Below are 10,803 nucleotides of genomic sequence, written 5' to 3'. Positions count from 1 at the left end.
TCAGGCGACATGGTTGTTGGATGGGCTGACGCCTTCGTGAGCAAGCCCGCTCCCACTTTGGAATGTATTCCCCTGTAGGCGTGAGCCTGCTCGCGATGGCATCAGAACATTCACTGCAGATTTCAATGGACAAAAAAAGACCCGGTGCAACGCAAGTCGCACCGGGTTTTTTGTTGCCAGCGAGCAGCGGATGTCGTGGATCCCCCGCCCGCCGTTGAACTCGATGTTTAAGCGCGTTCCAGCGCCAGCGCTACACCCTGACCACCGCCGATGCACAAGGTCGCCAGACCTTTCTTCGCATCACGCTTGAGCATTTCGTGCAGCAGGGTCACCAGCACCCGGCAACCCGACGCACCGATCGGGTGACCGAGGGCGATGGCGCCGCCGTTGACGTTGACCTTGTCCAGATCCCATTGCAGATCCTTGGCCACCGCCAGCGATTGCGCGGCGAAGGCTTCGTTGGCTTCGATCAGGTCCAGTTGGCCGACGTTCCATCCCGCCTTGTCGAGGCAGCGACGGGTGGCCGAGACCGGTCCGATGCCCATGATCGCCGGGTCCACGCCTGCGTTGGCGTAAGCGGCGATTTTCGCCAGCACCGGCAGCCCCAGCGCTTTGGCTTTCTCGGCGCTCATCAGGATCACCGCAGCGGCGCCGTCGTTCAGCGACGAGGCGTTGCCAGCGGTGACGCTGCCGTCCTTTTTGAACGCTGGACGCAGCTTGGCCAACGATTCGGCCGTGGTGTCGCCACGTGGCTGCTCATCAACCTTGAACGCGACCGGATCGCCTTTGCGCTGCGGGATCAGGATCGGGGTGATTTCATCGACAAAACGTCCCGCCTCAATCGCGGCGGCTGCTTTCTGCTGCGACGCGGCAGCGAAGGCGTCCTGCTGTTCGCGGCTGATCTCGTACTTGTCGACCAGATTCTCGGCGGTGATGCCCATGTGGTAATCGTTGAACGCATCCCACAGGCCATCGCTGATCATGGTGTCGACGATTTGTGCGTGGCCCATGCGCAGACCGGTGCGAGCGCCCGGCATCACATAGTTGGACAGGCTCATGTTCTCCTGACCACCGGCGATGATCACCTCGGCGTCGCCGCAACGAATCGCCTGTGCGCCGAGGTGCAGGGCCTTGAGGCCCGAACCGCAGACTTTGTTCAGGGTCATCGCTGGTACGGCGTGAGGCAGGCCAGCCTTGATCGCGGCCTGACGCGCCGGGTTCTGGCCGGCGCCGGCGGTCAGCACCTGGCCCATGATCACTTCATCGACCTGCGCACCGTCCAGACCGGTTTGTTCGAGCAACTGGCGGATCACCGCCGCGCCCAGATCCACGGCGGACACGCTGGCCAGCGAACCCTGGAAACTGCCGATCGCGGTACGCGTGGCGGCAACAATTACGACGTCTTGCATTTTCGAATTCCTCACTGGGCAGCGAACTGCATTTCCGGTACGTGATCCGGGACGATCAGTTTACCAGCGGTTTTGGCGACGATTTCCTCGACGCTGACGCCAGGTGCGCGTTCCTTCAGGACAAAAGCGCCATTTTCGATTTCCAGATAGGCGAGGTCGGTCAGCACGCGCTTGATGCAACCGGCGCCAGTCAGCGGCAGGCTGCATCTGGACAGCAGCTTGGACTCACCGTCCTTGGAGGCGTGGGTCATGATCACGATGATGTTGTCGGCACCGGCCACCAGATCCATGGCGCCGCCCATGCCCTTGACCAGTTTGCCGGGGATCATCCACGAGGCGATATTGCCTTCGACGTCGACTTCGAACGCGCCCAGCACGGTCAGGTCGACATGACCACCTCGGATCATCGCGAAGGATTCGGCGGAGTTGAAGATCGACGCGCCGATGCGTGCGGTCACGGTTTGTTTGCCGGCGTTGATCATGTCGGCATCAATGGTTTCTTCGGTCGGAAACGGGCCCATGCCGAGCAGGCCGTTTTCCGATTGCAGCATGACTTCCATGCCTTCGGGAATGTAGTTGGCAACCAGGGTCGGAATGCCGATACCGAGGTTCACGTAGAAGCCGTCCTGCATTTCGCGGGCGACGCGCTGAGCCATTTGTTCGCGGGAAAGTGCCATGTTGTTGTTCTCCGTCTGGGCTTGGGTTATTTGCGGATGGTGCGCTGTTCGATGCGTTTTTCGAACGTGCCGCAAATGACCCGGTCGACGTAGATGCCGGGGGTGTGGATCTGCGACGGATCCAACTCGCCGGGTTCGACGATTTCTTCGACTTCGACCACGGTGATCTTGCCGGCGGTGGCGGCCAGCGGGTTGAAGTTCTGCGCGGTGTGACGGTAGATGACGTTGCCGAAGTGGTCGGCTTTCCAGCCTTTGACGATGGCGAAGTCGCCGGTGATGGATTCTTCCATCAGGTACTTGCGACCTTTGAATTCACGCACTTCCTTGCCTTCGGCGACCGGGGTGCCGACGCCGGTGGCGGTGAAGAAGGCCGGGATACCGGCGCCGCCGGCGCGCATCTTCTCGGCGAGGGTGCCTTGCGGGGTCAGGATGACTTCGATGTCGCCCTTGAGCAGTTGCTCTTCGAACAGTTTGTTTTCGCCGACGTAGGAGGCGATCACTTTGCTGATCTGGCGGTCGGTCAGCAGCACGCCGAGGCCGAAACCGTCGACGCCGCAGTTGTTGGATACGACGGTGAGGTCGCGGGTGCCTTTGCGCTTGATCTCGGCGATCAGGTTTTCCGGGATGCCGCACAGGCCGAAGCCGCCGGCAATCACGGTCATGCCGTCTTCAAGCCCGGCCAAGGCTTCCTCGTAGGAACTCACGCGCTTGTCGAAACCTGCCATATGCACCTCTTTTATTGTTTGTCGGGCGGCTGGCTAGCCGAATGACTGGAGTGTCTCGCTGGAGGATATATTTGTTAAGTTGATTTTTAAGGTTGATTGATAGATAAAACTCAATAGTAGCGTTATGGCGTGCTGCTTCGATCGTTCCCACGCTCCGCGAGGGAATGCCTCTAGAGACGCGCAGCGTCCAGTGACGCGCAGCGTACGCAGGAGCGTGGGAACGATCATGTACCACGATGCACCGAAGATCCTGAGGCTTCAGTATGACCATCAAACAGATCCGCGCCTTTCTCGCCGTGGCCCAGAGCCTGAGCTTCGCCGTGGCCTGCGAGCGCCTGCACCTGTCGCAATCGGCCTTGAGCCTGACCATCAAGGCGCTGGAGGAAGGCTTGGGCGGGCGCCTGTTCAGTCGCAATACGCGTAATGTGGCGCTGACCGCCGAAGGCGAATCGCTGCTGCCGCTGGCCCGGCGCCTGATCGCCGACTGGGACAACGCCGAAGATGAAATGCGCCAGCGCTTCAGCCTGCAACGCGGGCGGGTGACGCTGGCGGCGATGCCGTCGTTTGCCGGCAACCTGCTGCCGCCGATCCTCAAGACTTTTCGCGCGCGTTATCCAAACGTCAACGTCACGGTCAACGACGTGATCAACGAGCAAGTGCTGGAAATGGTTCGTGACCGGCAGGTGGAACTGGGCGTGGCGTTCGAGCCGATGCAGAACACCTCGCTGACGTTCACCCCGCTGTACATGGACCGCTTTGTTGCGGTGGTGCCGCAGGATTCAGCGCTGGCCGGGCGCCGCGAGATCGACTGGCAGACCTTGCTGCAGGAATCGTTCATCACCCTGCAACGACCGTCAACGGTGCGGGTGATGCTTGAAGAACACTTGCAGGCCCGGGGTATGAAACTGCCGGTGGAATTCGAAAGCCATCAACTGGCAACGGTCGGGCGCATGGTCGCCAGCGGGCTGGGTGTCAGTGCGGTGCCGGCCTTGTGCGCCGAGCAGATGCTGGAACTGGGCGCCTGTTGCCTGACCTTGAATGACTCGGTGGAGCGGGCGATTGGTGTGTTGACCGAACCGGGCAATGAACTGTCGGCGGCGGCGCAGGCACTGTTCGACATCCTCAGGGCCGAGCACTGACTTTTGTAGGCCTTCGCCTGCTCGCGCTAGCGGTGTCAGTCACTGCAGTATTGTCTGATCCTCGCTATCGCGAGCAGGGGAATTGCGGGGTCAGGAGGTCAGGCTTTGCGCCAGCAACGGCAGCAGCTGTTCACATGACACTTCGATCTTCAAATCCAGCAACTCATCCGCCCGGGTCTTGCCCAGGTTGATCGCCATCAACGGCTTGCCGCGATCGGTGATCACCCGGCACAGACGGAATGCCGAATAGGCCATCAGCGACGAGCCCACCACCAGCAACCCCGCGGCATTTTCCGCCGCCGCCATCGCTCGTGCCGCCGTCGGCTGCGCCACGTTCTCGCCGAAGAACACCACGTCCGGCTTCATCCTTTCGCCCGCGCAATAGGGGCACTGCGGCGTCTGAAAGCGCGCTTCGAAGGCCGGATCGAGCAGCGTATCGCCGTCCGGCGCCTGTACCGCATCGACCCCGGCCAGATACGGATTCTGCTCGACCATCCGTTGCTGAATCTCGTCGCGCGTGCTGCGCTGGCCGCAATCCAGGCACAGCACCCGGTGCAGGCTGCCATGCAGTTCGATCACATCCGGGCTGCCGGCCTGATCGTGCAGGGTGTCGACGTTCTGCGTGATCAAGGCGCTGATCCGCCCTTGGCGCTGCAACTCGGCCAGCGCCACATGCGCGGCATTCGGCTGCGCCTGACGCACTCTTGGCCAGCCGAGCATGGCCCGCGCCCAATAGCGACGGCGCGATTCGGGCGCAGCGAGAAATTCCTGATACATCATCGGCTGCCGGCCACGCCGTACACCTTCGCTGTCGCGGTAATCGGGGATGCCCGAGGGCGTGCTGATGCCGGCGCCGGTCAGCACCACAAAGCCGCCATCACTCATCTGCTCAACAAGCGTGCGCAGTTGGGGGGAATGCATCATCGATATCGCTCCGCGTTCACCAAAAAATTCAGACCGCCGGCAGCATTTCAGTTTGCCGAGTGCTAGCCGATAGGAAGTGCACGAGTACGCCTGCATGATCTGATCATAGACCTGGCGTCCTACTTTATTTACGTCAATTTTGGACGGTGATTGTGTCTCCTAAGTTTTTAACGCTAGCTGCACGTTTTTCCAGCACTTTGGTCTTGCTGGGTTCATTGAGTGGTTGCAGCGGTTTTTTTTCAGGCTCCCGTGAAGTTCCGATCAGCCCAGCGTCGATCAAAGAACTGACCACTGTTCTGGAAACCGAATATTTCGTCGAGTCGATCCCGTTACTCAATGAACAAAAGCCGAATACGATCATTTTCGTAGTGAACTTCGACGGCACCAACAATGACCGCGAGCAAGTACCACCCGGAGAAACCAAAACAGTGGTTGCTCAGTTGTTCGACAAGGTCGAGGGCAGCCGAGATTCTCGATCACCGATACGTAAGATCTATCTCCGTGGGCCGGGCTGTGCTGACGCCTGGTGATGTGTGCCGGACGCGGCTTTCGGTATTAGCTCCCGCAGCACGGCCAGCAATGCTCTCGCTCAGTTGGAGCGTTTCATCGCGCAAAACCCTTCCGCCACCGAGGTGAAGGTGCTCGTTGTAGGATTCAGTCGGGGAGCGGCGACGGCCCGGCATTTTTTGAACAAGGTTTACGAAGCCTCCCAAAAAGGAACTTTGGGAACGTCGGCGCCCGTCTGGTCGTCAGCCATCCTGATCGAAACGGTGGTGACCGGCCAAAGCTATTTTCTGAATCTGGCGTTTCCGCCAAACTTGGAATTTGCCTTGCATCTGGTTGCAAAAAACGAGACACGAACGCTGTTTCCACCTGTAGTCGACGACGATACGAAATATGAGCAGTTCACACGTCATTTTTCCGGGCTCGAACCACAGCCACGAGTATTCACTGTGCGCTTGCCGGGTGCGCATTCCGATCTGGGTGACTCCTATGACTCCGGCGCCGGACCACAGGTGACCAGGATTGCTACCAATATCATCGAAAAAATGGGGCTCAAGAAAGCCTGCCTCAATTCCTGCGACGAAGATACGGTGGTGGATATATGCAAGGGCACTGCGTCTGCGCGTATGGTCAGCGATGGCTTACATGATTCCAGGGGCAAGCTCGATCATCTGCTGGGAGCACGTTCGCCTTATTCCAAAGGCTTTGAACGTAAAGATGGTATGACCGCCAAAGCATTGATCGACATCGATCAAGCCGAGCGGATATATGACCGCATAATTTCCAATCGGACCGAGCATCCAGACGATGTGCTAACGATGAATCAGTTCTCCACGCGAGGAAGTTTGGTCTTCAAACGTAAGGCGCGTGAGACGGAGTGGCATCAGATAATTGATTCGGTGGAAAGCAGAGGTGAGATCGTCGTTTCGCAGGGCGTTCCGGCACTGATTTTAACGTGGCCTCATAAAGGCAAACGCGATATACCGGAGGTTGTCCGGCAAGCCATGGACAATGAGGCAGGTGATACCACACTGGACCTGGTGTTGTTCAAGTGCGAGGAGCATTGGTTCGTCAACGGCTATATCCCCGGCGATCAATAGTCCGGGTCTTTTCCCGGGCAAACAACTTGCCCGGGATTGATTCAGCTCTTACTTGCGCGCCTCCAGAATCAGATTGAACGGCGTTTGCGTCGCCCGGCGAAAGTGCTTGAACCCGGCCTCGGCAAACACCTTGCGCAAGCGCATTTCACCGGCCTGCGCACCGAGACCGAGGCCGACTTCCTGAGACAGCGAGTTCGGCGTGCAGATAAAGGTCGAGGCTGCGTAGAACAACCGGCCGACCGGGTTGATGTTGTCGTCCAGCGTATCGTTGGCAAACGGCTCGACCAGCAGCACCGTGCCGTCGTCCTTCAACGACTCGTAGGCATGCCGGGCAGCGCCGACCGGGTCGCCCATGTCGTGCAGGCAGTCGAAATAGCAGATCAGGTCATAGTCGCCGCCGGGGTAGCTTTTGGCGGTGTTCTGGAAAAACTTCGCCCGACTGCTGACCCCGCCTTCTTCGGCGCGTTGGGTGGCGACGGTGATCGACGGCGCGTGGTAATCGAAGCCGACGAAGCGCGAGTTGGGAAACGCCTGGGCCATGATCACCGTCGAGGCGCCGTGTCCGCAGCCGATGTCGGCGACTTTGGCGCCGTCTTCGAGTTTGGCTACCACGCCGTCCAGCGCCGGCAGCCATTCAGCGATCAAGTGACCTTTGTAGCCGGGGCGAAAGAAGCGCTCGGTGCCGGTGAACATGCACGGGTGGTGATCGCCCCAGGGCAGGGCGCCGTTGCCGCGCATCGCCTTGACCAGTTTGTCCTTGTCGTGGAAAAACGATGCCACCACGCCGAGCCCGCCGGCGACGTACACCGGCGAGTCCTCGATGGCCAGTGCCAACGCCTGTTCCTCCGGCAGGCGGAACAGACCATCGTGATGTTCCATGTAGCCGGACGCAGCATGGGCGCTGAGCCATTCGCGTACCAGTCGTGGGTTGCAGGTGGTTTTTTCGGCGAGGGCTTGCGGGGTGATCGGCTGACTGTCGGCCATCGCCCGGTACAGCCCGAGTTCTTCGCCAACGATGACGTTCGCCAGCATCGCGGCGCCGCCCATGTCGTTGACCAGTTTGCCCATGAATGCGTTGAGCCTTGATTCGTCCATCATGAGTGCTCCTGATACAGGATCACCGTCCGGTGGCAAAACGTTGTCGAGGCATGGGCCGCAGGGCAGTGGTCACAGAAGTGGGCAGGGCACAGCTGACGTCGTCCTGCATTCCCCCTCGACTGGGTAATAAGTCAGTCTAGTCGGGCTGGGGCGAGATGCAGGCTTTGTGAACACCGCAAATCCAATGTGGGAGCGGGCTTGCTCGCGAAAGCGGTGTGTCAGCCCCCGATGGATTGACCCATCCACCGCCTTCGCGAGCAAGCCCGCTCCCACAGGGGATATGTGGTGCTCCATCCCGCTGTGCGTCGGCAGTCGCTGGCCGCACACATCAATGGCTCACAGGTCACGCACCATGAGCCATTGGTCGTTGCCCCAGGCGTGGAAGCGCTCCAGCAGCGTCCAGCCACGCTTGGCGTAGTAGTCCTGTTTGTTCTGCGTGTGCAGATAGAACCGCGCGAAGCCACGCTGTTTCGCGGCCTGACTGATGCCTTCGATCAGTCGTTCCGCCAAGCCTTGGCCTCGTGCCTGCGGGCTGACAAACACGCACGCCAGCCACGGGCCAAGATCCGGGCGCAGGGCCAGATCCGCCCGGGCCAGCGCCGCGCCGCCGAGCAGTCGGTCACCATCCAGCGCAATCAGGCACGGCCAGTCGCCGTTGCTCTGGCCAGCGGCGAACTCGCGTTGCCATTCGGTCAAGGGTTGCTGGGCGTATTCGTAGGCGAATTGGCGGTGGATCCACTCGGCGTAAGTGTCGCTGTGCTGCGGGTGATCGACGAGCCATTCGAGGCGCAGGGACATGACGCGAATCCATTCTCGGAGGAGGGGAAAACATAAGAGCCGATTGCCCCGTGCAATGGCAATCCCGACAGTGTTTCGAGGGCTTTACAAAATCCCGCCATTCATCGGCCCGGCCCTTGTTTTACCGGCTCTTCGGACGATTGGAGCGGACGCCGACGCCCCTCGGCGCGATAGTGGGCGAGCAGGGCCACTGCCGACCCTGTCACTGATAAAAAGAACGCGAGGTTGCCATGCCGAAATTCGTGATTGAACGCGAGATTCCAGGGGCCGGGACGCTGTCGGAGCAAGAACTCAAAGCCGTGTCGCAAACCTCCTGCCAGGTGTTGCGCGAACTCGGGCCGCAAGTGCAGTGGCTGCACAGCTATGTCACCGCCGACAAGATCTATTGCGTGTACATCGCGCCTGACGAAGAGCTGGTGCGCGAACACGCCAGGCTTGGCGGTTTCCCGGCCAACAATGTGGCGCGGGTGATGACGGTCATCGATCCGACCACGGCTGAATGACGTCAACCCGACTGCAGCGGAGCGTGATAGATGAGCACCCCCATTGATCTGACGGGCCTCAAGGAGCGCCAGAAAGTCGCCTGGGCCAGCGGCGACTACGCGGTGATCGGCACCACCCTGCAAATCGTCGGCGAAAACCTTGCCGAAGCCTGCGACCTGCGCTGCGATGAAGAGGTGCTGGATGTCGCCGCCGGTAACGGCAACGCCACTTTGGCGGCGGCGCGGCGTGGTTGTCTGGTGACGTCCACCGACTATGTGGCGGCGCTGCTGGAGCGTGGCCAGGACCGGGCGCGGGCCGAGCATCTGGATGTGACCTTTCAGGTTGCCGATGCCGAAGCGTTGCCGTTTGCCGATGAGAGCTATGACGCGGTGCTCTCGACCTTCGGCGTGATGTTTGCCCCGGATCAGGCCACCGCAGCGGCGGAATTGGCGCGAGTCTGTCGGCGGGGCGGGCGGGTCGGCCTGGCGAACTGGACACCGGAAGGTTTCGTCGGGCAGATGTTCAAGGTGCTGGGCCGCCACGTGCCACCGCCCGCCGTGGCCCAGCCGCCGTCGAACTGGGGCACTGAAGCCTGGTTGCACAGCCACTTTGGCGAACGTGAGTTCTTGCTGCAGGTCACGCGTCGTACCTTCAACTTTCGCTATCGCTCGGCGGCACATTTCATCGACATTTTCCGCCACTGGTACGGGCCGGTGCACAAGGCCTTCGCGGCGCTGCCGCCGGAGAGCGGGCAGGCGCTGGAGAGCGATCTGGCGGATCTGCTGAAGCGCTCGAACCGGGCGGGAGAGGGCTCGCTGGTGGTGCCGAGCGAGTATCTGCAGGTGGTGATCAGCAAACGCTGAATGTTCAGAACAGTGCAACCCCCACTGTGGGAGCGGGCTTGCTCGCGAAAGCGTCGGTTCAGTCAGTCGTTATTCCTACTGACCCAGCGCATTCGCGAGCAAGCCCGCTCTCCCAGGTTGTTGTGTATGGCGATCAGGTCTATTTCTCCTGCGGCCGCTCAAACCACTCCAGCGCCGTACGCCAGATGCAGATTCCCAGGAAGTACGCCGACGCCAGCAGCCACAAACCCATTACCAGCGGATTGATCACCGGGTGGTTGAGCACCAGCGACAGGCTGCACAGCAGCCAGATCGCCGTCACCGCGATGTTGATCGGCATGAACCGGCGCACGCGGAACGGGTGGAGGAATTTCATTCGGGTGACGGTCAGCAGTGCCAGAGCGATCACCGTCAACAAGGTGATCCACGGCCCCGGGCCGATGATGTACAGGCACAGGGCAACCACGTTCCACGCGGCCGGGAAGCCGACGAAGTAGTTGTCCTTGCTCTTCATGTTGACGTTGCAGAAACAGAACAGCGACGACACCAGAATCAGTGACACGGTCAGCAGCAAAGTGTAGTCGGGCAGGGGAATATAGCGGTAGATGAACAGCGCCGGGATGAACACGTAGGTCAGGTAATCGATCACCAGGTCGAGGATCGATCCGTCGAAACTCGGCAGCACCGATTGCACATTGACCTTGCGCGCCAGCGCGCCGTCGAGACCGTCGACGATCAACGCCACGCCCAGCCACATCAGGCAGTGGGTCGGCTGGTTTTCCAGCAATGCGAGGGTTGCCAGAAATGCAGTGACCACGCCGGTCGCGGTAAAACCATGGGCGCCCCATGCTTTGAGCCTGGCGATGTGTACGGTCGATATCACAGGGGCGTTCTCCAGATAAATGAAGCCTCGGGCAAAGGGCGCCGGCAAACCGGGTCGGGGTTGCAGCTATCGACCGGTTTGGCCGGGATAAGGTTCACCACCTTTGAATCTTAGCTGGCCGCACAAAAAATACCTCGACGAAATCCGCCATCTTCGGCTGGCGTCAGCCAAATGGTGTTGGCGCGATGGCTGTAGCGGTCTATCGTTGCCTGACGCAATTA

Annotated in this window: 12 protein-coding genes; 5 read left to right on the top strand and 7 right to left on the bottom strand. The window is 60.5% G+C overall.

The features are described 5' to 3' along the window. Window positions 1–227: 227 nt before the first annotated feature. Genes PseAD21_RS23950 through PseAD21_RS23940 form a run of 3 tightly spaced genes read right to left on the bottom strand, consistent with a single transcriptional unit; the run spans window position 228 to window position 2,811 of the window. Window positions 228–1,409 (bottom strand): acetyl-CoA C-acetyltransferase, encoded by a 1,182-nt coding sequence (locus tag PseAD21_RS23950; RefSeq protein WP_102358273.1) that lies wholly within the window; start codon window positions 1,407–1,409, stop codon window positions 228–230. Window positions 1,410–1,420: 11 nt separating this feature from the next. Then, window positions 1,421–2,086 (bottom strand): CoA transferase subunit B, encoded by a 666-nt coding sequence (locus tag PseAD21_RS23945; protein WP_102358272.1) that lies wholly within the window; start codon window positions 2,084–2,086, stop codon window positions 1,421–1,423. 26 nt (window positions 2,087–2,112) lie between these two features. Next, a complete protein-coding gene (locus tag PseAD21_RS23940) occupies window positions 2,113–2,811 on the bottom strand; it encodes a CoA transferase subunit A (RefSeq protein ID WP_016983257.1) in 699 nt (232 codons plus the stop codon). Between the two features lie 263 nt (window positions 2,812–3,074). Between PseAD21_RS23940 and PseAD21_RS23935 the strand changes: the two genes are divergently transcribed. After that, on the top strand, window positions 3,075–3,950 hold the full coding sequence (locus PseAD21_RS23935) for a LysR family transcriptional regulator (protein WP_102358271.1): 876 nt from the start codon (window positions 3,075–3,077) through the stop codon (window positions 3,948–3,950). A gap of 90 nt (window positions 3,951–4,040) precedes the next feature. On the opposite strand, the gene PseAD21_RS23930 is transcribed toward PseAD21_RS23935, so the two are convergent. Then, a complete protein-coding gene (locus tag PseAD21_RS23930; RefSeq protein ID WP_102358270.1) occupies window positions 4,041–4,874 on the bottom strand; it encodes an NAD-dependent protein deacetylase in 834 nt (277 codons plus the stop codon). A 152-nt stretch (window positions 4,875–5,026) separates the two neighbouring features. Here PseAD21_RS23930 and PseAD21_RS23925 point away from each other — a divergent pair, with 152 nt between their 5' ends. Both PseAD21_RS23925 and PseAD21_RS23920 read left to right on the top strand, forming a co-directional pair. Next, window positions 5,027–5,404, top strand: coding sequence for a hypothetical protein (locus PseAD21_RS23925; RefSeq protein WP_146011313.1), 378 nt, complete (start codon window positions 5,027–5,029; stop codon window positions 5,402–5,404). 3 nt (window positions 5,405–5,407) lie between these two features. Next, window positions 5,408–6,478 (top strand): hypothetical protein, encoded by a 1,071-nt coding sequence (locus PseAD21_RS23920; RefSeq protein WP_102358267.1) that lies wholly within the window; start codon window positions 5,408–5,410, stop codon window positions 6,476–6,478. 48 nt (window positions 6,479–6,526) lie between these two features. On the opposite strand, the gene PseAD21_RS23915 is transcribed toward PseAD21_RS23920, so the two are convergent. Beyond that, window positions 6,527–7,573 carry a class I SAM-dependent methyltransferase gene (locus tag PseAD21_RS23915; RefSeq protein WP_102358276.1) on the bottom strand — a complete coding sequence of 349 codons (1,047 nt, stop codon included), beginning with the start codon at window positions 7,571–7,573 and terminating at the stop codon, window positions 6,527–6,529. A gap of 339 nt (window positions 7,574–7,912) precedes the next feature. Next, window positions 7,913–8,374, bottom strand: a complete 462-nt coding sequence (locus PseAD21_RS23910) for a GNAT family N-acetyltransferase (protein WP_102358265.1) — start codon at window positions 8,372–8,374, stop codon at window positions 7,913–7,915. A gap of 230 nt (window positions 8,375–8,604) precedes the next feature. Here PseAD21_RS23910 and PseAD21_RS23905 point away from each other — a divergent pair, with 230 nt between their 5' ends. Both PseAD21_RS23905 and PseAD21_RS23900 read left to right on the top strand, forming a co-directional pair. Further along, entirely contained in the window at window positions 8,605–8,877 is a 273-nt protein-coding gene (locus PseAD21_RS23905) for a DUF4242 domain-containing protein (RefSeq protein ID WP_102358263.1), read from the top strand. A 30-nt stretch (window positions 8,878–8,907) separates the two neighbouring features. Continuing rightward, on the top strand, window positions 8,908–9,720 hold the full coding sequence (locus PseAD21_RS23900) for a class I SAM-dependent methyltransferase (protein WP_102358262.1): 813 nt from the start codon (window positions 8,908–8,910) through the stop codon (window positions 9,718–9,720). Window positions 9,721–9,859: 139 nt separating this feature from the next. Here the strand turns inward: PseAD21_RS23900 and pcsA are convergent, their stop codons facing one another. Further along, window positions 9,860–10,582, bottom strand: a complete 723-nt coding sequence (pcsA, locus tag PseAD21_RS23890; protein ID WP_102358259.1) for a phosphatidylcholine synthase — start codon at window positions 10,580–10,582, stop codon at window positions 9,860–9,862. Window positions 10,583–10,803 lie beyond the last annotated feature (221 nt).

Source organism: Pseudomonas sp. AD21 (genome assembly GCF_002878485.1).
Taxonomy (GTDB): Bacteria; Pseudomonadota; Gammaproteobacteria; order Pseudomonadales; family Pseudomonadaceae; genus Aquipseudomonas.
The sequence above is the reverse complement of the archived record's forward strand: the minus strand, read 5'-3'. Positions and strand labels throughout refer to the sequence as shown.

Excerpts from the sequence above, each read along its gene's own strand:
- PseAD21_RS23915 (WP_102358276.1), bottom strand. The coding sequence starts at position 7,573 with ATGGACGAATCAAGGCTCAACGCATTCATGGGCAAACTGGTCAACGAC.
- PseAD21_RS23900 (WP_102358262.1), top strand. The coding sequence starts at position 8,908 with ATGAGCACCCCCATTGATCTGACGGGCCTCAAGGAGCGCCAGAAAGTC.
- PseAD21_RS23940 (WP_016983257.1), bottom strand. The coding sequence starts at position 2,811 with ATGGCAGGTTTCGACAAGCGCGTGAGTTCCTACGAGGAAGCCTTGGCC.
- PseAD21_RS23950 (WP_102358273.1), bottom strand. The coding sequence starts at position 1,409 with ATGCAAGACGTCGTAATTGTTGCCGCCACGCGTACCGCGATCGGCAGT.
- PseAD21_RS23905 (WP_102358263.1), top strand. The coding sequence starts at position 8,605 with ATGCCGAAATTCGTGATTGAACGCGAGATTCCAGGGGCCGGGACGCTG.
- PseAD21_RS23930 (WP_102358270.1), bottom strand. The coding sequence starts at position 4,874 with ATGATGCATTCCCCCCAACTGCGCACGCTTGTTGAGCAGATGAGTGAT.
- PseAD21_RS23935 (WP_102358271.1), top strand. The coding sequence starts at position 3,075 with ATGACCATCAAACAGATCCGCGCCTTTCTCGCCGTGGCCCAGAGCCTG.
- PseAD21_RS23910 (WP_102358265.1), bottom strand. The coding sequence starts at position 8,374 with ATGTCCCTGCGCCTCGAATGGCTCGTCGATCACCCGCAGCACAGCGAC.
- PseAD21_RS23945 (WP_102358272.1), bottom strand. The coding sequence starts at position 2,086 with ATGGCACTTTCCCGCGAACAAATGGCTCAGCGCGTCGCCCGCGAAATG.